The following is a 26,021-nucleotide window of genomic DNA, read 5'->3' as shown; positions in this document are numbered from 1 at the left end:
CAATATCTTGATTTCGGATATTAAAGGTATAACTAAATTATTTGTTCTCGTCTGCAATGCTAGCTACTGCTACAGCCGCTGTGCTATCTGCCGCAGGCTCTTGCTTATCCAACACGGCTATCTGATACTGAGGCTTTTGAGTAGCCATCCACTGATCATATTCTTCTTGAGTTTCTACAATAATTTCTCCGCGCATTGCAGTGTGACCCGCACCGCACATTTGATCACAGGCAATTTCAAACACAAAATTTTCATTACCTGTTTCTTCTATCATTTGTTTAGTGGTTTTCAACGGAGTAAACCACAGTGTAGTAGGCGTACCTGGTACAGCATCCATTTTCAAACGGAAGTGCGGCAAACCTACACTATGTATTACGTCTTTCGAGCCAATGACCAGCTTTACGGGTTTACCTACAACTAAGTGCAGCGGACCACCCGAAACAATGTCGTCGTGAGTAGCTACATCATCCCAGATTAAACCCAAAGAGTTGTCCTGACTCTCATCAATATATTTGTAGTTTTTCTTACCCAATACGCCATCTTTTCCGGGATAGCGGAACTCCCATTTAAACTGACTACCGGTAATTTCCACAGTAGCAGCATTTTCAGGAGCCGGACCTGTAATCTGGAACCAATATACCAGACCAAATGCAATTAATATGGTGAGCACAATCGCCGGCACTACGGTCCACAACATTTCCAGCTTATTGTTATGCGGGAAGAAGTAAGGTTTTCTATTTTCTCTCTCTTGATATCTGAAAGAATACCAGAATAACAGAATTTGAGTAACAAAGAATACCAGACCAGTAGCAATTAAAGTGTAAGTAAGCATTTTGTCCACTTTAATTCCATGGTCAGACGCCGCCGTTCCTAGTTTCAGGATTTTGTCGCCCAGCGTATGATGCGCCCAATACACACCAAACAGACCTACAAACAGGAAGATCAATAACAGTACCGCATTGATGCGATTGCTTTGCTTCCTTGTTTTTTCCTCACCCTGAATTATCGATACAAACTCAGTCGCCCTCGCAATCTGAACGGTGATAATAAACCCTAATACTAAAATCACTACTAATAAAAAGGTATGCATACTATGTGTTGTTCTGTTATTATCTAAATATTTTTATTACTCAAACACTCAAAATTTTAAGCACCAATTATGTATGGTGGATAACGCTTTCCTTGATGAAAGGATGGTTTTTCACCTCTAACGGATACTTGCTTAAAGTGCGACCTACTACCAGCATAATCAATCCCACAAAGAACAGCGCAATACCCATATCGTAAACAATTGCAGGTACTTTGTCCGGAGATACTGCAGGGAATACCATTTGATAGAAGTCTAACCAATGGCCAAACAGAATAATCACGGCTACAAAAGTCACAATTGTATAGTTACGCTTGGAGTCGCGGCTCATTAAAATCAGAATAGGAGCCACAAAGTTAATAATGAGCATTGTCCAGAAGATACCGGCATAATGACCAGGTCTTTCTTCATTGCCAATTCTGTTTATAAAGTAAATGGTTTCCTCTGGCTGGTTACTATACCAAATGAGCATGAATTGAGAGAACCATAAATACGTCCAGAAAATAGAGAATGCAAACATGAATTTTCCTAAATCATGCAGGTGCTCTTTGGTTACTGTAGCCAACAAACCATTGTTTTTAAGGAACACTACATAGAGCGTCAACAGAGCCATGCCTGCTACAAAAGTACTGGCGAAAGTATACCAGCTGTACATTGTACTGAACCAGTGTGCATCAATACTCATCAGCCACAACCAAGGTAATGAAGACATAATGGTTAAGGCAAACACCACAATATACAATGCAGCCACTACAGTGTTATCCCAAATGAACTTCTTTTTCTCTTCTAAAGTTCTGGGCGGATTCGTATCCAGACTGCGAGAGCGCTGACGCATTTTCCAACCCAAGAAAGACCAGAAGATTACGGTAAATAAGGTTATGACAGTATAGAAGGTCTTATTCAAGAATCCTTTCTTAAAATTAAGTATCTCGTCATGTTTTACATGCTCTGTATCGGTCCAGTGATAAATTACATGGTTGTCGCCGAATACAATAGAAAGTAATATTACTGCAGCAATTACACCAATCACCGGTACGGCGGACGATACAGCTTCAGTAACTCTAGAAAATGCAAGCTGCCAAGACCCCCACGCCAACGTAGTGGCACACATAAAGAACATCGCGGCATTTACTACCAGCAGGAAGTAAACACTATTCTGCAATAAGCTGGCCCAGAAGCGTGCATGATTTCTGTGCGCTTCTTCTTCACTAGCTGCAGCACCATGCGTAGAAATATATAATGCGATAGCTGTAATCAATCCTACTGCTATTAACGCATACGCAATAGTGTTATATTTTTTTGTAGGTATAAACTTTTCTACTGTTGACATCCCTATTCTATATTAAATAAGTTCAAATAATTATTTCGATTCAGTACTCTCGGTCGAAGCGTTGGCTGGTGCTGACGCTGCTGTTTTAGATTTGATATATGATACAATTTCCCAGCGTTGCTTAGGCGTCAATTGAGAAGCATAGCTACCCATTTGCCCTTTACCATATGTAATGGAGAAATACATGGTGCCGGGAGCCATAGCTACCATTTCCGGATCTTTAAAGTTTTTCGGAGCAGCTGTGTAAGGTCCTTCTCCTCCGTTAAACAGCGGACCATTACCGTCCAGATCTGCACCATGGCAAATTCCACAGTGGATGAGGTAAAGCCGCTCAGCTTCTTTCAGGTCAATCTTGGCACCTGCAGTATCCAGAGGATTCTTCAGGTAAGCTGACTGTGCATAACCTGCCGAATCGTTTTTCAGATTAAAGTAAAAAGCAACATCATCATTTCTGGATATGGTTCCAGGTACAGGCTTTCCATCATAGTGCGCGCCCGATTCTTTTAATCTTTCGCCTGCAGGGGCATATGTTTCATATGCCACACTATAGAACATGTCGGGCATATACGCATACCCGGGGTCCTTACCTGCGCCACAACCTGCAGCCATCGCGCCAAGCATCACAACTGCTATGTAAAAGAATTTGTTCATATTAATTATTCGATTCTTGAAACTTAATTTTTTTATTACCTCCATTAACTTTCAGCTGTCTTATACTTGTGGCACTTTTTTACCAAAACGCACGGTTTCTCTATCGTAGCGACCAATCCACCAATCAGCTTCGCGATGCTGCACCTCTACGTCCTGTGCTCCTACACTTTGTAAAAAAGCAATGGCTTCAGCTTCATTGGTTTTATCAGTACACTCAATTGCCATGGTGAAAGTATCATCTGTGCTACGCGGATTAAAATGATCTTTCTTCACAAAAGGAGCCAACTGACACAACCAACAGAAGGTAAGTACCATGCCCACCGCTGCAAATAATACGGTTAACTCAAACGTAATTGGAATCCACGCCGGCAACGAGAAGTGAGGCTTACCACCAAAGTTGAGGGGCCAATCACGTGTCAGCATCCAGGTAATAAATCCCAGAGCAGTGGAAGTACCGGTAATACCATAAATAAACCCGGCAATGTGAAGGTCGGTATCCTTCAGTCCCATCGCTTTGTCCAGTCCGTGAACAGGGAAGGGGGTATACACATCGTGTATTTTATATCCCGCACGACGCACTTTGGTCACAGCGGGGAACAACACCGCTTCGTCGTAAAAATTACCTACAACAAATTTTTTAACGTTCATATATTATTTGTTACTGGTTTGGGGTTACCGGATATTGATTCAATACCGTTTTCCAATCCTTTGTCTAATTGATAACCTTTCAAAAATCTATCCTAACTTTTTCATCGTTTTATGCACGCCTCACAATTCCAGCAGGAACTATTAATGATGATGTGCATGCTCCTTCACGAATTCGTCATATTCTTGACCTTCTTCTTTATCCATTTGCGCTTTGTAGCTATCACCGCTGCGTTTCAGAATGCTCTTAATTTCTGCAATGGCAATAACCGGGAAGAATTTGGCAAATAAGAAGTAGCAAGTAAAGAACAGACCGAATGTACCCAAGTAGAAGCCGATTTCCCAAATAGTAGGAGTATAGTAAGTACTCCAAGAACTTGGTAAGAAATCGCGATAAATAGAGGTAACGATAATCACAAATCTTTCGAACCACATACCAATATTTACCAGAATACTCATGAAGAAGGTCACCAGCAGATTACGTCTCATTTTACGGAACCAGAAAATCTGTGGCGAAATCACGTTACAACCCATCATGAGCCAGTAGCTCCAGCCGTAAGGGCTGCTCAGGTTCACACGGTTTTCTCTAAATACAAACCACTCGTATGGAGAAGCACTATACCATGCAATGAATAGCTCGGTTAGGTAAGCGATACCCACAATCGAACCTGTCAACACGATAATCTTGTTCATTACATCGATGTGCTCTATTGTAATGTATTCTTCCAGATTCAGTACTTTACGGGTAATGAGCAGCAGGGTCTGTACCATTGCGAAACCACTGAATACCGCACCCGCAACGAAGTAAGGAGGGAAGATAGTTGTGTGCCAACCCGGAATTACCGAAGTTGCGAAGTCGAACGATACGATAGTGTGTACTGAAAGTACTAGTGGCGTAGACAAACCTGCCAATACCAATGACAGCGCTTCGTGTCTTTGCCAGTGCTTAGTACTACCGGTCCATCCAAAGGATGCCAGACCGTAGAAGAACTTTCTCCATTTCAATTTGGCACGGTCGCGGAGCGTTGCCATATCGGGCAATAAACCGGAGTACCAGAATAACAGTGATACGGTAAAGTATGTAGAAATTGCAAATACGTCCCAAAGCAACGGAGAGTTGAAGTTTACCCACAGCGGACCGCGAGTGTTAGGGTAAGGTAATACGAAGAACGCGTTCCACACACGACCCATGTGCCATATAGGAAACTGTCCCGCACACATTACCGCAAAGATGGTCATCGCTTCTGCGGCACGGTTTACACCGGTACGCCAGCCTTGGCGGAAAAGCAATAGGATGGCCGAAATCAGGGTACCTGCGTGACCAATACCTACCCACCACACGAAGTTGGTAATGTCCCATCCCCAACCAATTGTTTTGTTAAGGTTCCACTGGCCGATACCATATACGACATCCATATAAATCGATACCACACCGAAGCCTAATAATCCCAGGGAGATGATAAAACCAATCCACCAGAGCTTACTGGGTTTGGCTTCTACGGGACGGCAGATATCTTCCGTTACATCATGGTAGGTCTTATTTCCTTCCACCAATGGCGCCCTTGCCTGCGATTCGTATCTGAGTAATGACATAATACTTTATAAAATTCTAATTCTCAATATTTATTTTATCGTCTTGCTAGGTCTTTCGACCATCTCCCGCTATTCCAAAAACCTTCGGAGACACTGCGGATATTAATGGTGTGCTCCTTCGGCTGCAGCTTCATGTTTTTCTGAAGCATGGCCGGCTTCTTTATGATCGCTGTCACCGTGATGATCGTCGCTCGCTATAATCTCGTCTGTGTTTCTGATTTTCGCTAAGTAGTTCACGTTAGGCAGCACGTGCAATTGCTCCAGTACATAGAAGGTGCGCAGCGGATTGTTTTCACGCTCTTTGCTGATAGCACTTTCTGGATCGTTTACATTTCCGAACACAATTGCATTAGCAGGACAAGCTGTTGCACAAGCAATTTTCACGTGTTTATCGCTCAGCGGCTCACCGTTCTTCTTGGCATCCAGTTTGCCGTGTTGTAAACGCTGAATACAGAATGAGCATTTTTCCATCACACCTCTTGAACGCACTGTTACATCAGGGTTCAGCACCATGCGAGTAAGCTCATCATTCATGTAGAATACAGCCGGATCGAACTTACCTACCAGCTTCTGATCTTGGTTATTCGGGAAGCTGTCTGCTCCGGTATAGTCTAACCAGTTGAAGCGACGTACCTTGAATGGACAGTTGTTGGCACAGTATCTAGTACCGATACAACGGTTGTAAGCCATTTGGTTCAGCCCTTCGTTACTGTGGTTAGTTGCAGCTACCGGACATACGTTCTCACAAGGAGCGTTGTCGCAGTGCTGACACATTACCGGCTGGAATACCACGCCTTTCAGTTCGTTAGGATCGTTTTCGTCAGACACATAGTAGCGGTCGATGCGCAGCCAGTGCATATCGTGATAACGTAGCACTTCGCTCTTACCTACCACAGGTACGTTATTTTCTGCATGACAGGCTATAACGCAGGCACCACACCCGATACAAGCGTTCATATCGATGCTCATACCCCACTTGATGCCTTCTGCACGATGCTCTTTATAAAGTGTACCTGCTTTTACGAAGTCTTCGCGGGTAGCGCCTTTTTTGCCTGTAAATGTTTCGTACAGTTTATCTGCGTGATCTTTGAACTGATTTTTATCTTTCAGGAAGGTGGCCATTGTGGTTTCTCTTACCACTTCCACACGACCTTCGTAACTGTTGTGAATTTGAGTTTGAGCCAGCTTATATTTCTTTCCTGTATTGGTAAGCTCGGCATTGATGGCAAAATGATTAACGGTAGTACCGTTGAAGGATGCTAACGGATATACATCCACACCCAGTTTGCCGTCTTCTTTATTCTCATCTACATAAGTAGCACCTAAGGTAGTAGTACGGCCGTAACCTAATGCTACTGCAATAGTATCGGCATCCATACCAGGAACTACGATGATGGGCAACTCCAGTTCTTTTCCGCCAACTTTTACATTAATAATCGGTTTGTGCGGATAGTATTCGTAGTCGTTGCTCTTATAGTCGATCTTGAGCTCATCTGCGATAGCTACAGAAATCATAGCGTAGTTGTCCCAAGTAATCTTGGTAATAGGATCGGGCAACTCCTGTAGCCATGGGTTGGCCGGATGCGTACCGGCACCTATCGCATTGCTTTGATATAATACAACTTCTTTTTGAGTGGATTTAGGTGCGGCGTTGATAGCAGCCACTGCAGCTTCAAGACCACTAGCGCTGTAAGAGCCGGCGGATGCACCGGTAGACTCGGTTTGCCATACACCATCCTGCAGACATTTGATATATGCAGTTTCTCCTCCTAAACGACTAATCCAATAATTTCTGAAGTAATCTGCATATGTTTCGGATTTTCCGGCCCATACTAACAGGCTTTCCTGCCATTGTCTGGTTTTGAACAGAGGAGCAATGGTAGGCTGCATGAATCCAATTTTACCGGGAGCAGCTTCACCGTCACCCCAACTTTCCAGATAATGATGGGTCGGCACTAAGTAGTCGCAGTATGCAGAAGTTTCGTCTTGTTTTTCGTTAAAGGAAATTTTCAGTTTTACTTTAGCCAGCGCTTTTTTCACGCGCTCCTGATCGGGCCATGTATATACAGGGTTGGCACCATAAATGAGCAGCGTACCCACTGCACCATTTTCCATTTCGGTGAGCAGATCAGCAAAGTCTTTATCGATACCTTTACGATAGTTTACGGGAGCTGACCAGTCGATAGTAGTGCCGTAAGCTCCAATGGCTGCGTTGATGGCATTTACTACCACCTGAACGTTTACATCATTGCTGCCGCAAACCACAAGGCTTTGGCCTTTATTATTCAGAAGGTCTTTTGCAACCTTTTCAATTCCTGCTTTCAGTTTCGGGTTAGCAATGGTAGGAGCACTTATTCCTGGAACGCCTACCGCTGCCGCTAAGGCTAAAGCTACCAAACCGGTTTCGGACTGACGGTGGTTGAATCTTTCGTCAGCATTAGCACCGGTAAGGCTTAAGAAGCTTTCGAACTGGTAGTGCTTACTCATTTGCGGATTGTTCTCATCGATTTTACGATTCTGAACATATCCCTGCTGAAAGTCTACGGGGCTCAGCCATGTACCTAGGAAATCTGCACCCAGGCTTACTACTACTTTGGATGCATTTTCAAATCGGTAAGAAGGAATAGCTCTCTTGCCGAAGCTGATTTCGTTAGCCAGCAGTAATGCTGAGTAAGACACTGCGTCGTACTGAATATGTTTAAAGTTCGGGTAAGCGGCTTTGAAATCATCGATTACCTTGAGGGCAGAAGGAGAGTTGATGGTGCTGGTGAGCAATACCACTTGTCCTCCTGCGGCCTTAATAGCCTCGATAATATTTTTATCTAATGCCTCAAAAGTGGGCACTTCGTTTAATTTATCACCTACGCGATGCTTAGGGTGCGTGATTCTGTATTTATCGTACAGGTCCAGCACCGAAGCCTGAATACGAGGAGTGGTACTACCTTTTGTGAAAGAAAGGTCATTGCCTTCTATCAAAATAGGTCTTCCATCCCGTACACGAGCTAATACAGGCACTACATCACCATCTTGTACAAATGTTGTTGCGTAGTACTGCGCCTCGCCCGGCACAATATTTTCGGGCTTGAAAGCGTAAGGAATGGCTTCGCGCACTTTTGTTTTACAGCTGGCCGCGAGCGTAGCAGCCGCAGTGCTAAAACCAAGGTACTTCAAAAAATCCCTACGTGGGGTCTTTGCATCTAATAAACCCTTACTATCAAAATCTTCGAAGGGAAGTTCATCGCGAAATTCATCACGTACCCTCTTCTGAAAATTTTCAGGGTCATTGATTTCTCCGAAACCTTGCCAGTACTTATTACTCATATTACCCTAATCCCTTAAGGGACTTTTAAACTCCAGGTTTGCATTTTTTAGGCAGCGCCTGGAGATAGTTAAAAAATAATTCTGTTTTATACTGTTTATATATATTGTATCACCCTCCGCTTCATTACACCGAAGCGGCCGGAATTAATAGTGACATTTCTGACATTCAAGACCACCGATATCTTTCACTGTTACACTATCCATTTTTCCGGCTTTGATATCGTTGTGGAATCTTTCGTAAATGCTATAAAACTGATTGCCTGTTGCAGAGTCAACGTTGAAGTTCACTTTTGTTTCTCTGTGACAGTTCACACACCAACCCATGCTCAGCTCAGAGAACTGTGCCACTTCATCCATAGCGGTAATTTCGCCATGACAGGTCTGACACTGTACGTTTCCAACTCTCACGTGCTGGCTGTGATTGAAATAAACGTGATCGGGTAAGTTGTGAATTTTTACCCAAGGAATAGGCTTAGCTTTTGAAGGATCCCAGTCGTTAGGATTATTAGGATCGAAACCTGCGTATTCGTACAGTTTCTGAATTTCACGGGTACCATCCACCACATTTCCGTGTCTGTCCTTCAGCTCAGGACCGGTATACTTCTGAATGGTTTTATGACAGTTCATACACACATTTACAGAAGGTATAGCTGCGGTTTTGCTTTCCCAGGCATTACCATGACAGTATAAACAGTTGATCTGATTGATACCTGCGTGAACTTTGTGAGAATAGAAAATAGGTTGCTTAGGCTGATAATCAATTTGTCTATTAACATTGATCATGGCCTTGGTGATGTAATAACCACCGATGATAAACAATACGATAGCTACAATAGCAATGTAAGTCTTATTGCGATATATCGGAAGTGAAGGAGCTGATTTTACACCTTCTGCTTCACGGGCAGCTTTTTGCAGGTTGTAGTTTACATATATTAATACTAATGCAACGAGGGCTAGTATCAGCGATACAACGCCATACATCAGGTCGTTTTGGGTAGAAACGCCGGAGCCTGCAGCCGCACCAGCACCTCCATCTTTAGGAGTATCTAATTTCCCAGAGGCTTTTGCATCAACATACGCCAAAATGCTTTCTATCTGATCATCAGTAAGATCCGGGAAGGTAGTCATAACAGTCGGGCTGAACTTAGACGCCTCAACCGCTTTTGGATAACCAGATGCGATCAGCTTTTGGTTATTTCTAATCCACTCGAACAATTTTCCTCTGTCTTCCCAACGGTCTTGTACCCCAGCCAGTGCCGGTCCGGTACTGTTAGACTTCATATCACCTGAGTGACAGCTCTGACACTTGCTTATATACAAAGTCTTACCCTCCTGAATATCGCCACCCTGTCCAAAAACCGGGGCCACGGACACTAAAAGCGCTATTACAAGTGAGGTTAGTTGGTTAAATAAACACTTATTATTATTCATAAAACACATAAAATCTAAAATGTGGAAAAAACCTCTGATTGACTGCAAAAATAAGGCTCCACGTTAACATTCCAGCAACAATTTGAAAATTTTTTAAACCCGCATCCAGACTGCATTTCAGCGAATTTTGAGGCTTTTTTTAAAAAATTGAAAAATGAATTGTCATTTAAAAGTCATCTATTTTTGCCACCAAAAGATGTGAATATCTCTTTTTAGATGTCTTGATATTGTCGTATTTTACAATATATTAACAGTTTTTAACGATTTTCCTCGAACGAAAAAACTTTAGAAAAAACAGTTATTTATTTTTTACCTGAATTTCAATAAATAATTCGCAAATCTTAAATGGATTTTTCAAAAACCCACTTGCTATCGGCCACAAATAGCCACTTTTGCCATTTTTGGGCATTTTCATAAAAATTTGGGGAAAGAAATCATGGTTTTCGGCAGAATATCTATATATATGCATTCATTTTGCAATTTATGAGTAAGAAACTAGCCATTTTCGCCAGCGGGGCAGGCAGTAATGCCCAAAAAATCATCGATTATTTCAAAAACAGCTCTACCGCAGCGGTCACATTAATATTGTGTAATAAACCGGGTGCAGGTGTTTTATCGATAGCCGAAAGGGAGGGGATTGAACATGTATTGATTGAAAAAGCGCAATATAAAATCGACGGCTATGCCTCTTTTTTAAAGGAAAAAGGGATAGATTTTGTAATTCTTGCCGGTTTCTTGTGGAAAATTCCACAAGCCCTTATCGATGCGTATCCTAATCGCATTGTAAATATTCACCCTGCTTTGCTACCCAAATACGGAGGAAAAGGCATGTATGGTGTCCATGTACACGAAGCTGTAATCAAGAATAAAGAAAAAGAAAGCGGTATAACCATACATTATGTAGATGAGCATTACGATCATGGAGACGTTATTTTTCAGGCTAAATGTACGGTAGCGCCTGATGATACACCCGAAACACTGGCTCAAAAAATTCACCAACTCGAACACGCTCATTTTCCACGCGTAATAGAATCGTTAATTACGAAATAAAGACCGAACTTTCATCAGTTTTTTACCAAACTATTTGCAATTTCTTTGTTTGTTTTGACATCTTATTGGTGCTCTTGAAAAGATTTGCATACATATTATTCCTACTGATGGGGTTGGGCCTAGATGCAGATGCCCAAATTGTCATCCGAGGTACCGTGTATGATAGTACGGGAATGTACCCGGTGCAGTCGGTATCGGTATTAGCTACCAGTGGAGTGGGAACTATTACCGATGCCAATGGGGATTATGAAATAAAGGTATCCGAAAACGACTCCATCTGGTTTAGCTATCTGAATAAACCCACACGTAAGTTTCCCGTAAGAACCATTAGCACCCCATATGCATTTGATATATCACTTCAAACCTTTGTTACGCTGTTGCCTACTGTAAAAACTCGCAATAGATATTATAGACAGGACTCGATTCAAAATCGGCAAGATTATGCCAAAATATTTAATTACGAAAAACCAGGGCTTCGGGTAAGCTCGTTGAACGACGGATCCGTAGGTTTCGATCTGGATGCCCTTATCAGTTCTTTTCAGTTTAAGAAAAACCGGCGTATGCAGGCATTCAGGGACCGGTTGATAACACAAGAGCAAGAAGCTTTCATCAGACACCGGTTTAACAAAGCCCTTATCAGGAGAATTACACAGGCTACAGACGACAGTGTGATTACGGCATTTATAGAAATGTATTTTCCATCCTATCTGTTTACTTCTACAGCAAGCGATTATACATTCCACAAGTACATCAAGGATTCTTACAACCGCTTTCTTCAGGGATTACTGCCGCCGCTGCTCTGGCGAGAAGGTGCTACTTCGGAAGAAGATTTGATCCTTTACAGAAAGGAGGATTAATTGCAGAAACCCGCGATTCTTTTTAAATTGCAGGTATGCGCTACATCAAAATCACCCTCCTGTTCGTTATTACTTCACTTACAACTTACGCTCAAACCTTCTGCGATGTTCTTATCAAAAACGGAAAAATCATCGATGGTACCGGCAACAATTGGTTTTACGGCGACGTTGCTATCAAAGATGGTAAAATACTAGACGTAGGAAGAAGTCTTCAATATATCACAGACAAAACCATCGATGCTTCAGGACTGATTGTAGCACCAGGCTTTATTGATGTGCATACGCATATCGAAGGTGATGATGCCAAAAACCCCACGGCCGACAACTTTATTTATGATGGAGTAACCACTGTAATAGCCGGCAACTGCGGTTCCTCCAACGTGCAGGTAGGAAAGTACTTAAACTGGGTAGATTCTTTTAAGCTATCCATAAATGTGGCCACACTTATTGGACATAATGATGTGCGTAGAGCGGTGATGGGTAGAGCCAATCGAGATGCCACACCCGAAGAGCTGAAAAAAATGGAAGCACTCGTAGAAAAAGCTATGCAAGAAGGCGCAGTAGGCCTGTCTACCGGGCTCATCTATATCCCCGGTACGTATGCTAAAACCTCCGAGATCCTGGCATTGGCCAAAGTAGCGGCAAAATACAACGGCATATATGCATCGCATATACGTAACGAAGGCGACAGAGTGGTGGATGCCATCAACGAAGCGCTACATATAGGACGCGAAGCGAAAATACCGGTACAGATCTCTCACTTTAAACTTAGTGGACAGCAAAATTGGGGGCGTAGCAAGGAAACAATACCGTTGGTAACAAAGGCGCGCAGCGAAGGTATTGAGGTTACCATAGACCAGTATCCTTATACTGCCAGTAGCACTTCCATTAGCACTTTGCTACCCGGTGCCCTACTTGCCGATGGGCAGGACAGCATAAGAGCTCGCTTACAAAGACCCGAAGTAAGAAAGCATGCCACTGAAGTAATGCTGAAAAATCTTAAAAAAAGAAAACTGAAACACTTCAGCTATGCCGTAATTGCCTATTACAAGAATGACACTACTTATAATGGCAAAAGCATAGAAGAAATCAATCGTATGATAGGGCGCAAGCATAAGGCCAAAGAAGAAGCTCAAACCATTATGGATATTGCAATGAATGGTGGTGCCAGTGCCGTATTTCATGGCATGAGTGAAGAGGATGTAAAACGCATCATGCAATACCCCTTTAACATGTTTGCTAGCGATGCCTCTATACGTTTGTTTAATGTAGGCATGCCACACCCCCGCGGTTATGGCACTAATGCACGTGTGCTGGGCAAGTATGTAAGAGAAGAAAAGGTGCTCACGCTGGAAGAAGCCATTCGCCGTATGACATCGCTTCCGGCACAAAAGTTTCAGTTAAATGATCGTGGCCTTATCCGAAAAGGAATGGCTGCCGATATTGTCATTTTTGATGAAAAAACGGTTACGGATAAAGCTACTTTTCAACAACCGCATCAATATTCCAAAGGCTTCCACTATGTGTTGGTTAACGGTGTGATTACGTTGGAAAACGAAAAACACACTGGAGTCCGCGCCGGTAAAGCATTGTACGGACCGGGAAAGAACCCTGTTTGGTGAGAAATGAAACAGATTGTATAGGTACATTATTAATTGCTGCCTAGCACAAGATTGCGACAATAGAGACCTTTTATTTATGATCGTTATCCACCAACGCGTTTAAAAAAATCCCCAAATAATAAAAAAGAACTTCTATTACTATTCTCAGTAAAATGTTCTCAATGATTTTAAGATTAACGTTTTGAAATAAGTCTTAGATCTCCAATAATTCGGTGGGTAAGTGAAAGTAGTAATGATTATTCGCAATGCATCCTAGTCGCGAATGTTGCTGCTTTGAAACGACAGATACGCGCTACCCAACTCAGCAGCCTCCAGAAAACAGCTCAATAAGCATTGCTCTCAATGGAGAAGTTTCCTTTTTGGATATCCAGCTGGGTGCAATCACCCATACAATTGTTGCAGCAAATGTTACGAAAGCGTGCAACATCAATACTATCTTTTAAGGTTTCATCAATAACTTTCGAAGAGAGTTTACTCACATGAGCTGCAGTGATTCATAATACATACACCTAGCCGATCCAGGATTGGCAAGGACGACTATTCCCTCTAGTTTCTGAAAAAACGCAATGAAATACTTGATGGCTTAAGCCATTCGAGAGGCTTCATGGGTAAATGAAAGCAAACTGTTAGCAAATGTAGAAGGCCTTACAATAATCTGATTTTAAAAAACTGGTCAGCGAGAATTAAGGCTGAGCTGACAAACATGACAATTAAGGTGTTCGCGAGCTGGAATTTCCAGCTTAGATGATATTGCTTCGATATTCTCCGAACCATTAAAAATAAAAGCACACAAACAATTATCGGCAATGTGAAGGTGCCCCATCCCAGATAAGCGCTGATACGCCCCTCATCATTAGGGTTGATACCATTCATCAGTCCTGCTAGGAAACGCATGTAGCATGCTGTGAAAAGCAACAAGTATCCATACTTATCCCATTTTTTGTTTTTGAGCAATAGGAAAACAATCCATCCCTGAAGCAGCGTAACAGCGGGACCTGTAGCAGAGATAATGACTCTATGTAAGTCGTTCGGCTTATTATCGCCTAAGGTCGAGCTCGCATTTAGATACATCGCTGTGTCATATCCCAAAAGCTCGCTTGTAAGCCAGTGTGCAAACTCATGAAATGTCCAGGTAAAGATTACAACAATAATTCCGATCAGAATATATTTTAACGTGATTCGAGTGTCGTTCATTCGGCTTCTTATTTTATTGTTATTACATGCCAGGGGTACGGCATGGCCAAAGCGGGAGGGGTATTTCTTCCGAAAGAACGTCTGCCGAATCCTAATTTTTATCGAAAACAGGGAAAAGCCGGATATAAAATTTGCTTAAATGAGAGGGTTGGATAGTGAGATAAAAAATAGATGATACCGATTATTTCATTTGCCAAAACCCATATTGCCCACAAGCATACACGGTGTGCGTAATTATATTGTTAGATTATTTCCCACGCTTCTATGCCGCCCTTGACAACTTTAAACATAGGATGGGGGTCGATTTTACTTATTGCTTTTACGAGATCAGATCTTTGAGGATCACGCACATTAAGTTTTCGGAGTAAGTGCTCTTTTTCATATTGCAATTGCCCGCTGGTTACTTTCATTAAAGAAGATGAAAAATTCCAGTCAATCTTTTCTTTGTCAAATGTATACCCTCTACGCGTTGCCTCCTCATATACGGTTGCCAAATATTGGTTTATTCTATCTAATGGATGGTCAGATTGTTTAAATCTGATAAGTTGAGGGTGGTTTCGGTATCCTTTGGTTCGGCCTTCAAGAACGTGCTTGGCAAGAATCGTTTCCCGCCATAATGCCACAAGCCCTTTTGTATCTAAATATTTTGGATGAACCGACCAGATTCGCATATCTTTTTATGTCTTTCATTATTGAAAATGTAGATTGATAAGACGAGGGAGGAAAAATAGATATATATCAGCATATTTATTATGACAAGCTTTGTGATACAAGTATATTATTGAATTGCACTTTTTCCTATTATTAATTTTAATTGATTAAAGGTTTCTGTATCATTTATATTTTGCCAATATTTTTCAAAAGCTGGTTGAAAACGGTCAAAGAGACCTTTTCGTTCTTTATATATTATTAATCTTTCTTTGTCGCAAATTCCGAACATTGAAGACTTCATCATTCTTGCATAAGATAATGCTTGATTATAGGATTTTGTTCTTTCAATATTCGAACTTATATCAAATTTCGCTTCTATAATCAGAGGAGCGTTCTGAAAATATAATTCCCCTTTAGGAAGAAATACAAAATCGGGAATTGCTTTTAAGTTTCTTCCTACTTTTTGAGACAATTGTCTTGTCCAATCCCCTTCTGTATATCCTAATTTCGTTAGTAGTGGAATCAGTAGTTTTTCTTCCACATCTTTTTCGTTTTTAATATCACCTTCGATTTCCAAGTTGGGCTTGTACAATTGTGGCAAGAGAGAAATATCAAATCCCTTTTCAGATAATAATCGTTGAAGTTCTTTATAATCTTTGGCCGTAAATTTTACTCCATTTACTCCTTGAAAGTTTTTCCTTACAATTCCAAGCTGCGAAAAATATTGGTCTGCTTTTAGCTCGTTAAGTGTTATGGGAGAAATCAGAATTCCACTTGTAACTCTTGTTCTACTGTTATAATAATTGAATGGAGTATAAACTCCGTCCATATCTGATCGCCAAATGGATTGAATACAACTATACGGGGAAAGAACATACATTATAATAATGTCGCCCCGTTTAGTGTTCTCATTACAAGTCCAAATGGCTTTTGCATCTTTAATTGGATTTTTCAAGAAATTTTTATAATCTTCTTTACAAGCACCAGTTAGCCAAATGTTAGTTGGCTCGGGCATTTCATCTTTAGTTTGATTATCTTCTAATAGCATAAGTGCAAAATCATAAATACAAGCACATGTTTCTTCTGCTGTTAGATCATGCTGCTTTGAAAAAGCATAAATATTTTTCACCAGCTCTTTATAAAATAACAATCTTCCTCTTTTATCTGGTTTTGTGGGAAGTTCTGGCATTGAAATTTCCAATACATCAAGAATTCTCATGAACACATCAAATCGTTCTCGAAAAAGTATTGGAAAAAAAACATTTGGATATAAGTAAAATAAGGCCAGAGAAAGCTCTGGAAGAATGGAACAAAGAGACTTATAGTTTTGCTTATGTAGATATATTATTCTATCCTTTTCCTTATAAAGGCGTCTTTCTTCCTCATTTACCTCTACTTCTGAAAGTTCAATATTATCAATTAACCTTTCATAATAATCATCGATCCCTTCATTCTCTTTTAGCTGCAAGTTATCAGCCCAAATACACATTAGTATGATACAAAAATTATTAATGCAAGAGTTTAGCATCCTTTCTTTATTATACCCTCCAACTTGCTCACCTAAATATTCGACATAATTTTTAAAAACTTGCTCTGCCCAATTCAGCTCATCATCTTCTTCATGTACGGTAAATAGTTTAATCACACTCTTTCCTCTGTCTGAATTTTTGTATAAACTCCAAATGTTTTTGTTCATTATACGTAAATTTTTATTTACAGTTTTAACTATAGGAAAAATCTTTGTATAACATCATTCTCTACGAATTTAACAAATTATCATACATTTCAACTACAATTCTAGTTGAGTAAAAAGCTGATTGTATTACTCTTATCTAATTTTCCAAATTTTATTTTACTAGCGACAAAACCTTCACTATACAATTTATCTATTGCCGAAAAACGACAGAGATATGAAAGCTTTTGGTAAATGAAATACAAAAACTTCTACTGGATCTTTCAACATCAACTTTCCCCTACTACCACAAGGTAATAGCCATGCAAAGACATCAAAGATTTTCGCTATGTATTGGTTAAGGTATGGCGATTTCTCGAAAATGTAAACTCACAATAACGAGGGGACTTTAAAATAGGATAGCAATTAAGTGCTAGATGTATGATAAAAATTGCCTGGGTATAGGGAAGAATAGCCGGAAAGCAATGTAATTATTGAATGGCTATTCCACCGGAATGATGACGACCTCCGGTCGTACCACAAAAACCCGATCAAATAGCTTTCATAAAGTGTCTAAACATATTCTTCATCACCTATACCCATGAGCAACTACCGAACTCCATAGGCATTAATGGTTTGGTTAAAGTGAACAACAGATACGGGTTTCGAAAATCTCAACCCAGCATTTACAAACCTATCCTTAGAATAACAAAGCTTTTACTGTATAAAATTACAAATATTTTTTATTCTATAGACAACAATTCCTGCGTACCGGACTTAGAGCTGCTTTTTACCACCCCAAAACCCGGAACGAACCACTCGGTCATATCTACGTTTACTGGTATTGATATCCCCATGGTAATCACCATTTTAGCGTTGTAAGAAATTTTATATGCATCCCAAGATCCGGCCTTGGTAGTTACTCTTTCTTTATCTAAAACTTTTCTGTTGGTTACCTCCATGGACAATTTGGCACGCATGCCTTTTTGCATGGTTACATCCATATCAAACTTTCCGTCTGGTAGAGTTTGGCCAACTTTTATATCACCGGGATATTCGAGGTAGGAAATTTTTCCGTCTACATCAGCATCTTTAAACTGTTGCATTTGCGAGCTAGTAACCAATGTTTTCATATCCAACATCAGCACACCATTCTTACACTGCATATTTCCTTGCATAGCCACAATCGACTTTCCCTTTTTATCAAAGGCTTCGGATTTTATTTTAGAAGTAACAACACCGCCGCTATTACTTACATCCAACACCTTATAAACAAATCTTCCGTTTTCTTTTCCACTTTTGTCAAAAGAGCCCATGGTGATGGTTTTATTATTTTGCATATAATAATAACCGCATTGGGCATAAGCATTCACACCAATGTACAAAATTGCAAGCAGAAATATAAGTCTCATATCCTGAAGTTTTAAAGCTGCAAAATACATACAGCTTTACACTCCGGCAATCCCTCGAATAGGCGATAGACGCAGGCTTAGGCAAGTACGCCGTAAGCACCGCGCTGAAACTCTTTTATCGCTTCCACTATTTCATCCTGCGTGTTCATTACGAACGGACCGTAACTGGCAATGGGTTCTTCTATAGGGGTACCGCTCAATAATAAAACCACTGCATCGGTATCGGCTTTAATCTCTACTGATGTTCCGTCGTTATTAAACAAAACAAAATCGTGTTGATGTACTGGGCGATCATTTACTGTTACATTTCCCTCCACCACCAGTAGGGCGGTATTGTGCGTTGCAGGAATGGTAGCCGATACCTGTCCTTTTGCATGCAGCTTAATGTCAAAAAGGTTTACAGGTGTATAAGTAGTTGCCGCACCATTCTGACCGTTGAAGCTACCAGCAATTACATTTACTTCTCCACCATCATTGGGTAATAAAACTTTGGGAATGCGGTCTGCAGTCAAAGCCTGATAATGCGGATTTACCAACTTGTATGCTTTAGGTAGATTTACCCAAAGCTGAACCATCTCAAAAATGCCTCCCTCAGCCGCAAATTGTGCATCATGATACTCTTTATGCAGCAGGCCTGAGCCGGCAGTCATCCACTGCACATCACCCGGATGTATCACACCACTGTTGCCGGCACTGTCATGATGGGCCACACTGCCTTTATATGCTATAGTAACTGTTTCAAATCCTTTGTGAGGATGTGCATCCACGCCTCGGGGTGTATCTGTAGGCGAGAAATAATGCGCCGCGGCAAAATCCATCAGTAAAAATGGGCTCAACCTATGTTGCTCTATGCCTCCCCTGGGAATATAATTGTAAACTCTAAAACCATCTCCTACCATTCCGGCATGCCTGGGTCTTGAAACTACTTTTTCTATTGTCTTTTTCATCGTCTTAAGTTTTAAACAAAGCTACCCACATGCCTTACCCCCATACAATAATCTGGATTAAGCAAAAAGCTTAATCTAGATTAATGATTACAGCGAACAAAAAGCTCACAAGATTGTTTTAGGGCTATTTGCGCTTCATAGGCTGGCTAAGCATTTTGCTAAAAAACTCCGGTGTTACACCTATGTACGAAGCAATATATTTCTGCGGCATCGACTGAATAAGAGAAGGATATCTTTTGCAAAAATTACTGTAACGTTCTGCAGCGGTAAGACTGAGGGCATCGATGAGTCTTTGTTGAAAAGTAGCCAGTGCTCGTTCTGCTAGTATTCTAAAATAACGCTCCAAGGCAGGTATTTTCTCATACAGTTGTTCTTTGTCGTGTTGGCTGATCCATACTATTTCGCTATCCTCTATGGCTTCTACATTTAAGGTGGCGGGTTCGTCATAGAGGACGCTGCGCATATCACCAATCCACCATCCGGCCGGAGCAAACTGGATAATATGTTCATTACCGTTTTTATCAATAGCATAGCTGCGCAAACAACCACTGCTCACAAAAGACACCTGCTGCTGCATGTCTCCTTCCAAAAAAAGAAAATGCTTTTTTTTCACCTTCTTTTCTTTCAGAAAACTTTTCAAAACAGCAATGTCGTCTTCACTCAATGTTACGTGTTTTGAAATGCTTTGTATCAACAGATCATATGCCATAGTAATGATTTTATTAAGCTAGCATTAATAAGCCAGCAGTTCATCCATACATTTTTCAAGTCTTGCTACAGCCATAAAATTCTTTTCCAATGCTTTGTTAAACGGTACAGGTGTATCTAGCGAAGCACAACGCATTACCGGAGCATCCAACATATTAAAACAGTGTTCTCCAATCCAGGCGGCAATCTCCGCCCCGATGCCTCCCGTCAGTGTATCCTCATGCAAAATTAGTACGCGGCCTGTTCGAGCTGTCGTATTTCTGATGGCATCATAATCTAGGGGCAGCAAGCTTCTCAAATCCAATATCTCCACATCTACTTCGGGGTGTGCTTCGGCATATTGCTGCGCCCATATAACACCCATGCCGTAAGTAATAATGGAAACATCTTCTCCGGATTGCACCAAACGTGCTTTTCCGATTTCCACTTCATAGAAGGCGTTGGGCACCCGCTCGGTAAGACTGCGATAAAGGGCTTTGTGCTCAAAGAAAAGCACCGGATTGGGATCATTGATGGCTGCTATTAGTAATCCTTTAGCATCACGTGGAGAAGCGGGATACACTATTTTTAATCCGGGAACATGGGCAAACCAGGCCTCATTGCTCTGACTATGAAAAGGGCCAGCCCCCATACCGCCGCCAGTAGGCATGCGCACCACCACGTCGGCCGGTTGTCCCCATCGATAATGAATTTTTGCAAGATTATTTACAATTTGATTAAAGGCCATGGTTACAAAATCGGCAAATTGCATTTCCACTACCGACTTGTAGCCCTCCAAAGCCAATCCCAGTGCGGCTCCTACCACACCACTCTCGCAAATGGGTGTATTGCGAATTCTTTTTTTTCCAAAGATGTTCACTAGACCCTCAGTAACCTTAAAGGCTCCGCCATATTCTGCAATATCCTGACCCATGATGATGAGCTTTTCATGCTCTTTCATGGATTGAATAAGACCTTCCTTTATGGCATCTATAAAACGTTTTTCCGATGCATCATTTTCATCCACATTCAGTAATTCTTCACTTTGCTGATGTGGATAGTACACTTCATCCAGCTCAAGTTTTGTATCAATAACGAAGTAAGATTTTTCTTTTTCCGCTGCAGCCAGTTCTTCTTCTATCTGGGTTTTAATTTCATCCCGCACAGCCTGCAGACCTTCCTGCGTAATGATTTCCTGCTCTTGCAAATACTGTTCAAAATTGTTAACGGGGTCTTTTTGCTGCCACAGCTCAAATAAGGAAGATGGTACATAATGCGTGCCACTAGCTTCTTCATGGCCACGCATGCGAAAAGTCACACACTCTACCAGATAAGGTTTTTGGTAGGTGATACAATATTCCCTCACGCCTTTGATGGTATCGTATACTGCCAGAATATTGTTACCGTCGATTCGTACGCCCTCCATGCCATATCCTTTGGCCTTGTCTACCAAATGCACACAGCGGTACTGCTCATTCGTAGGAGTGCTTAAGGCATAGCCATTGTTTTCCACAAGAAAAATGACTGGCAGGTCCCACACTGCTGCAATATTGAGAGCTTCATGAAAATCGCCTTCGCTGGTTCCCCCTTCGCCCGTGAAAGCTAAAACAGCTTTGTTTTGTTCTGCCAGCTGATAAGCGAGCGCTACCCCATCCGCCACTGCTAGCTGAGGCCCCAGATGCGAAATCATGCCACAGATATAATGATCGCTGCTACCGAAATGAAAGCTACGTTCTCTTCCTTTACTGTACCCGTCCTGCTCGCCCTGCCACTGCTTAAAAAGCTTTCGTAAAGGCATTTGTCGGGTGGTAAATACACCCAGATTACGATGTAGTGGCATTATCCACTCATCCTGTTGCATAGCCATTGTTGCTCCCACAGCGATAGCCTCCTGACCGATACCACTAAACCATTTGCTTATTTTTCCTTGACGTAGCAAAATGAGCATTTTTTCTTCTATAAGGCGGGGGTATAACAGACTTCGATGCAACTGCAGCAACTGCGCATTGGACAAGTCTTTTCGGTCGAAAAACATATTACAAACGTAAGTTTTTTTATCGATAGCAAATATTAGCATTTTGAACACTTACCTGATGTGAACCTTCACACCCCAAGACTTTTCGATAGTGTGCCCATACGGCTATCTCTGTTCCTCTAAGTAAAATATTTTTTAATACAGAACCGAAAATATTATTGTAATTTGTGATACCTTATCATATGAAGAAGTTTATTATTGCATTCCTAAACCTAGCGAGTTCCATTGCAACATACGCACAATATCAAGCCGAACGATACGATACCAGTTATTATGTATCTTATCGAGATAAACTTACGCTGGGGCCATTATTGGCTAAAAAAAATACGGCGTTCAAAATGAATGCTAGTGAATCGAATGCATTAAGATACTTCTCTAACAATCCCTCTCGGATAGGATTATATGCCAATCACGATTTCTTAGCGCTATCTGGTACTATAGGTGTAGGTCGTCTGGACCCATCTAGTTCCAAAGACAAAGGAAAAACTAAGCAATTAAATCTTCAGCTCAGCTTCACAGGACGTAAGGTGCTAGCAGATATTTATATTCAGCGTTATAAAGGTTTATATGCCAATATCACCCATGCCGACATCGGCAACAGTGGGAAATATTATGTACGTCCTGATATCGCCACAAGCCTTTATGGAACCACAATTACTATTATTGACAATAACCGCAGATTTACCGCACAGGCTCCTTTCTTACTGGATTCGCGACAAAAGAAATCGGCCGGCTCGTTATTGTATGGAGGTGAAATTTATTATGGTAATGCTACTGGCGACAGCGCATTTATTCCTTCACAACAAGCAGAAGACTATCCTCACTCCGATATACACAAAATTCACTTTATCACAATAGGACCTGGCGTAGGCTATGGCTATACTTTCGTGACAAAGCAATACCTTTTTCTTACAGGTATGCTTTCTTTAAATGGAGATATTAGTTATATCACCGAACACAATCTCAACAATGAAAAGCACACGGGATGGAAATTCAATCCTAATTTAAAAATGAAAGCAGCCGCCGGCTATAACACAGAAAAATGGGGTATATCGCTATCGTACGTTTCCAATCGCATCTTCTTTACATCAAAAGAAATAGATGCGCGCTATCTGAATTATAACGATAATTACAAGCTGATGTATGTACGCAGAATCAATGCAGGCAAAACCATTCCTAAAATAACCGGTTTTGCCAAAAATATAATCAATAAAGTAGGCTTGGGTTTTCTGGTAAACTAGCTTATATCACTATCAATTCGTAAAAATCTTCCGGTATCAGATACTTTTCGGCGGTCTGCTGTAATGTTTTAGCAGAAATGGATTTGATATGGGAGATATATCTATTAAAGTAATCATTGTCCAGTTCATTCAATATAATATTTTTCCATCTTCCTATGATCTGAAACGGACCATCCAAATCGCCCAGAATAGTACCCATCATAAAGTTCTTTACAAGCATCAATTCCTCTTCGTCAATAGGCTCTTCCCTCAATCTATGCATTTCTTTATACACTTCCTCGATGGTGGCTTCGCTTACATCCCGACCGGCCTCGGTAGTAATCATCCAGCCATTCTCTTTTCTATTGCCCAGCAGATAGCTATGAATACCATAGGTATACCCTTTGTCTTCGCGAATATTCATCATCAATCTACTCCCGAAAAAGCCACCAAACAGTACATTTAATACCTGAGCATTTAAAAAATCAGGATGATGTCTGTTGCCGAAAGGGCGCGCCATACGTATAGATCCCTGGCTGCTGTTGGCATCATTTACTACGCGATGCTTTTTTTCCTGTGCTGGTGTTGCAGCATGCACTATGGTATTAGGGGTTGCGTTTTTAAAATCTCCAAAATACTGGTTCAGCACTGTTGAAAGATGAGGGGGCAGTTTTCCGGCAATAAAAATTTTAAAAGAACCTTCTTTATAATATTGATTGTAAAATGCAACTAAATCATCTCTGGTCAGTTTATCAAAATCCTCATGACGGCTGAAGCGACCATAGGGGTGCTCTCCTCCAAACAGATAAGCATCAATTAGCCTTCCTGCCACGAAACTGCTTTTTTTCAGATTAATGTCTAATTTTTGCTTCATGTTTTGAATGGCAATATCCATTTCTGTTTGCAGTAAGGCTGCTTCGGAAAGAATTTCGCGCACCACAGGTAAAAGCATCTCTGTATGTTTGGTAAGACAGTGCAGTGTAAGCGTAGCAAACTCCGCTCCGCAATGACGGTTTAAATAAGCACCGTAGTACTCAAAATGTTCGTTGATTTCAAGTGCCGATTGTTGATGCGTACCGTTTTTCAGCAAATAGTTGGTAACAGCTGCCACCAGATTTTTCTGCTCATACCAATTACCCGCGTCAAATACCCATTCGATTTGCAATACCTCCTCCGTACCTGCATCTATCGCATACACTTCCACACCATTATTTAAAATATACTTCTGATACGGCTGTAATTGCAGATTAAAATTAACCGGATGCACAATCGTGGGCGCTACAGATCTATTCAGCATGAGCAAATATTTATTTTCAAAAATTAGAAATATCGATAACAACTGTCATGAAAGAACCGCTTTTCAAGCTTTCTATCTATTTTTTGCCAGATAATAAAGCGTACTACTATTGGAGTCTCTGAAAACCTTATTGGCAGTTTCATGAATATCCGACACGGTTACGGAGGCATACTGTTGCAACTCCGTATTCATCATGTTGGCATCACCTAGTAGTTCGTAAAACGCTAGGCTGGAGGCACGATTTAACACACTCATATCTTCGAAAGCCAGCATGCTTTCTGTTTTGTTTTTTACTTTCTGTAATTCTTTATCGGATATGATCTGTTCCTTAAACTCCTTTAGAATGGCTTCAACAGCGGCTTCGGCGGCTTTAATGTCTACCCCTTTCACTAGCTTACCTTCGATACAAATGATGCCGGGGTCCAAACTCCCGAAATGGTAGCATTGTATGTTTACGAAAAGCTGCTGTTCTTTTACTAATTTTTGATAAAGCCTAGAAGACTCGCCTCCGCCCAAGATATCGGTGATTAGATCCGCCACATAATATTCTTTATTCAGACGCCCGCCAATATGCCAGCATTTATAAAAAGCATCTAGCGGTACATCGGCTGTTACTTCCAACCGACGGGCTTCGGTTTGTTCCGGCTCTTGCGGAAGTTGACGCACATATTTTTCTCCCGATTCAATATCACCAAACCATTTTTCCGCTAATCGTTTTACTTCCTCCACATCAATATTGCCTGCCACTACTAGAATAGCATTTACCGGACGATAATGCTTAAAGAAAAAAGCTTTTACATCGCTGAGCTGTGCCTGCTCAATATGAGCCAGCTCCTTGCCTATGGTCATCCAACGGTAAGGATGCTGTTTATAAGCCAACTCTCGCATTTTAAACCAGGCATCGCCATAAGGCTTATCTAGATAATGCTCTTTAAACTCTTCGCATACCACCTTCCGCTGTACTTCCAAGCTTTTTTCGCTGAAGGCTAGCGAAAGCATGCGGTCGCTTTCCAGCCAGAAAGCTGTTTCAAGATTTTCGGCCGGAAGCTGTATATAGTAATTAGTAAGATCGTTGGTTGTATAAGCATTGTTTTCTCCTCCGGCCATTTGCAAAGGCTCGTCGTACACCGGAATGTTTACCGAACCTCCGAACATTAGATGCTCAAACAAATGCGCAAAGCCCGTGCGCTGAGGATCCTCATCTCTAGCCCCCACATCGTACAACACGTTCATCACCGCCAGAGGGGTGGATTTGTCTACATGCGCTATCACACGCAAACCATTGCTTAAAACAAATTTTTCAAATTGAACCATGCAGC

Annotated in this window: 20 protein-coding genes; 4 read left to right on the top strand and 16 right to left on the bottom strand. The window is 41.3% G+C overall.

Translation table 11 applies throughout. The annotated features are described in order from the left end of the window. Positions 1–37: 37 nt before the first annotated feature. The 7 genes from PIECOFPK_RS03035 to PIECOFPK_RS03005 form a co-directional block, all read right to left on the bottom strand. Positions 38–1,090 (bottom strand): cytochrome c oxidase subunit II, encoded by a 1,053-nt coding sequence (locus PIECOFPK_RS03035; RefSeq protein ID WP_330974882.1) that lies wholly within the window; start codon positions 1,088–1,090, stop codon positions 38–40. A gap of 67 nt (positions 1,091–1,157) precedes the next feature. Beyond that, on the bottom strand, positions 1,158–2,417 hold the full coding sequence (locus PIECOFPK_RS03030) for a quinol:cytochrome C oxidoreductase (RefSeq protein WP_409966484.1): 1,260 nt from the start codon (positions 2,415–2,417) through the stop codon (positions 1,158–1,160). A 30-nt stretch (positions 2,418–2,447) separates the two neighbouring features. Beyond that, a complete protein-coding gene (locus PIECOFPK_RS03025) occupies positions 2,448–3,068 on the bottom strand; it encodes a c-type cytochrome (RefSeq protein WP_330974880.1) in 621 nt (206 codons plus the stop codon). A gap of 60 nt (positions 3,069–3,128) precedes the next feature. After that, positions 3,129–3,716, bottom strand: a complete 588-nt coding sequence (locus tag PIECOFPK_RS03020; protein WP_330974879.1) for a DUF3341 domain-containing protein — start codon at positions 3,714–3,716, stop codon at positions 3,129–3,131. A 141-nt stretch (positions 3,717–3,857) separates the two neighbouring features. Next, positions 3,858–5,306: an NrfD/PsrC family molybdoenzyme membrane anchor subunit gene (gene nrfD, locus PIECOFPK_RS03015; RefSeq protein ID WP_330974878.1), complete on the bottom strand. Its 1,449-nt coding sequence runs from the start codon at positions 5,304–5,306 to the stop codon at positions 3,858–3,860. Between the two features lie 102 nt (positions 5,307–5,408). After that, positions 5,409–8,627: a TAT-variant-translocated molybdopterin oxidoreductase gene (locus PIECOFPK_RS03010; protein ID WP_330974877.1), complete on the bottom strand. Its 3,219-nt coding sequence runs from the start codon at positions 8,625–8,627 to the stop codon at positions 5,409–5,411. Between the two features lie 144 nt (positions 8,628–8,771). Next, positions 8,772–10,058, bottom strand: a complete 1,287-nt coding sequence (locus PIECOFPK_RS03005) for a c-type cytochrome (protein ID WP_409966483.1) — start codon at positions 10,056–10,058, stop codon at positions 8,772–8,774. 483 nt (positions 10,059–10,541) lie between these two features. On the opposite strand from PIECOFPK_RS03005, the gene purN reads away from it, so the two are divergent. The 3 genes from purN to PIECOFPK_RS02990 all read left to right on the top strand — a co-directional run bounded on the left by purN (position 10,542) and on the right by PIECOFPK_RS02990 (position 13,587). Beyond that, a complete protein-coding gene (gene purN / locus PIECOFPK_RS03000) occupies positions 10,542–11,108 on the top strand; it encodes a phosphoribosylglycinamide formyltransferase (protein ID WP_330974876.1) in 567 nt (188 codons plus the stop codon). Positions 11,109–11,182: 74 nt separating this feature from the next. Beyond that, a complete protein-coding gene (locus tag PIECOFPK_RS02995) occupies positions 11,183–11,965 on the top strand; it encodes a hypothetical protein (protein WP_409966482.1) in 783 nt (260 codons plus the stop codon). Between the two features lie 35 nt (positions 11,966–12,000). Continuing rightward, positions 12,001–13,587, top strand: coding sequence for an N-acyl-D-amino-acid deacylase family protein (locus PIECOFPK_RS02990; protein ID WP_330974874.1), 1,587 nt, complete (start codon positions 12,001–12,003; stop codon positions 13,585–13,587). A 645-nt stretch (positions 13,588–14,232) separates the two neighbouring features. Here PIECOFPK_RS02990 and PIECOFPK_RS02985 read toward each other — a convergent pair. The 7 genes from PIECOFPK_RS02985 to PIECOFPK_RS02955 all read right to left on the bottom strand — a co-directional run bounded on the left by PIECOFPK_RS02985 (position 14,233) and on the right by PIECOFPK_RS02955 (position 22,185). Next, positions 14,233–14,781: a hypothetical protein gene (locus PIECOFPK_RS02985; RefSeq protein WP_409966481.1), complete on the bottom strand. Its 549-nt coding sequence runs from the start codon at positions 14,779–14,781 to the stop codon at positions 14,233–14,235. 242 nt (positions 14,782–15,023) lie between these two features. After that, the gene (locus PIECOFPK_RS02980; RefSeq protein WP_330974872.1) at positions 15,024–15,452 is read right to left on the bottom strand and encodes a pyrimidine dimer DNA glycosylase/endonuclease V; all 429 of its coding nucleotides are present in this window, start codon (positions 15,450–15,452) and stop codon (positions 15,024–15,026) included. Between the two features lie 107 nt (positions 15,453–15,559). Next, the gene (locus tag PIECOFPK_RS02975; protein WP_409966480.1) at positions 15,560–17,128 is read right to left on the bottom strand and encodes a hypothetical protein; all 1,569 of its coding nucleotides are present in this window, start codon (positions 17,126–17,128) and stop codon (positions 15,560–15,562) included. Positions 17,129–17,847: 719 nt separating this feature from the next. After that, positions 17,848–18,516, bottom strand: coding sequence for a hypothetical protein (locus tag PIECOFPK_RS02970; RefSeq protein WP_409966479.1), 669 nt, complete (start codon positions 18,514–18,516; stop codon positions 17,848–17,850). Between the two features lie 77 nt (positions 18,517–18,593). Further along, positions 18,594–19,463, bottom strand: a complete 870-nt coding sequence (locus PIECOFPK_RS02965; protein WP_330974869.1) for a pirin family protein — start codon at positions 19,461–19,463, stop codon at positions 18,594–18,596. Between the two features lie 124 nt (positions 19,464–19,587). After that, positions 19,588–20,172 carry a Crp/Fnr family transcriptional regulator gene (locus tag PIECOFPK_RS02960; protein ID WP_330974868.1) on the bottom strand — a complete coding sequence of 195 codons (585 nt, stop codon included), beginning with the start codon at positions 20,170–20,172 and terminating at the stop codon, positions 19,588–19,590. 24 nt (positions 20,173–20,196) lie between these two features. Next, the gene (locus PIECOFPK_RS02955) at positions 20,197–22,185 is read right to left on the bottom strand and encodes a thiamine pyrophosphate-dependent enzyme (protein ID WP_409966478.1); all 1,989 of its coding nucleotides are present in this window, start codon (positions 22,183–22,185) and stop codon (positions 20,197–20,199) included. 182 nt (positions 22,186–22,367) lie between these two features. On the opposite strand from PIECOFPK_RS02955, the gene PIECOFPK_RS02950 reads away from it, so the two are divergent. Next, the gene (locus PIECOFPK_RS02950; protein ID WP_330974866.1) at positions 22,368–23,426 is read left to right on the top strand and encodes a DUF4421 family protein; all 1,059 of its coding nucleotides are present in this window, start codon (positions 22,368–22,370) and stop codon (positions 23,424–23,426) included. A 1-nt stretch (position 23,427) separates the two neighbouring features. On the opposite strand, the gene PIECOFPK_RS02945 is transcribed toward PIECOFPK_RS02950, so the two are convergent. Both PIECOFPK_RS02945 and PIECOFPK_RS02940 read right to left on the bottom strand, forming a co-directional pair. Then, positions 23,428–24,702 carry a M16 family metallopeptidase gene (locus tag PIECOFPK_RS02945; protein ID WP_409966477.1) on the bottom strand — a complete coding sequence of 425 codons (1,275 nt, stop codon included), beginning with the start codon at positions 24,700–24,702 and terminating at the stop codon, positions 23,428–23,430. A 72-nt stretch (positions 24,703–24,774) separates the two neighbouring features. Continuing rightward, positions 24,775–26,016 (bottom strand): M16 family metallopeptidase, encoded by a 1,242-nt coding sequence (locus tag PIECOFPK_RS02940; RefSeq protein WP_330974864.1) that lies wholly within the window; start codon positions 26,014–26,016, stop codon positions 24,775–24,777. Positions 26,017–26,021: the final 5 nt, after the last annotated feature.

It is taken from the genome of Chitinophagaceae bacterium C216 (assembly GCA_028485475.2).
Classification (GTDB): domain Bacteria; phylum Bacteroidota; class Bacteroidia; order Chitinophagales; family Chitinophagaceae; genus Niabella; species Niabella composti.
Note: the sequence above shows the minus strand (reverse complement) of the source record. Positions and strands in the feature narration are given on the sequence as shown.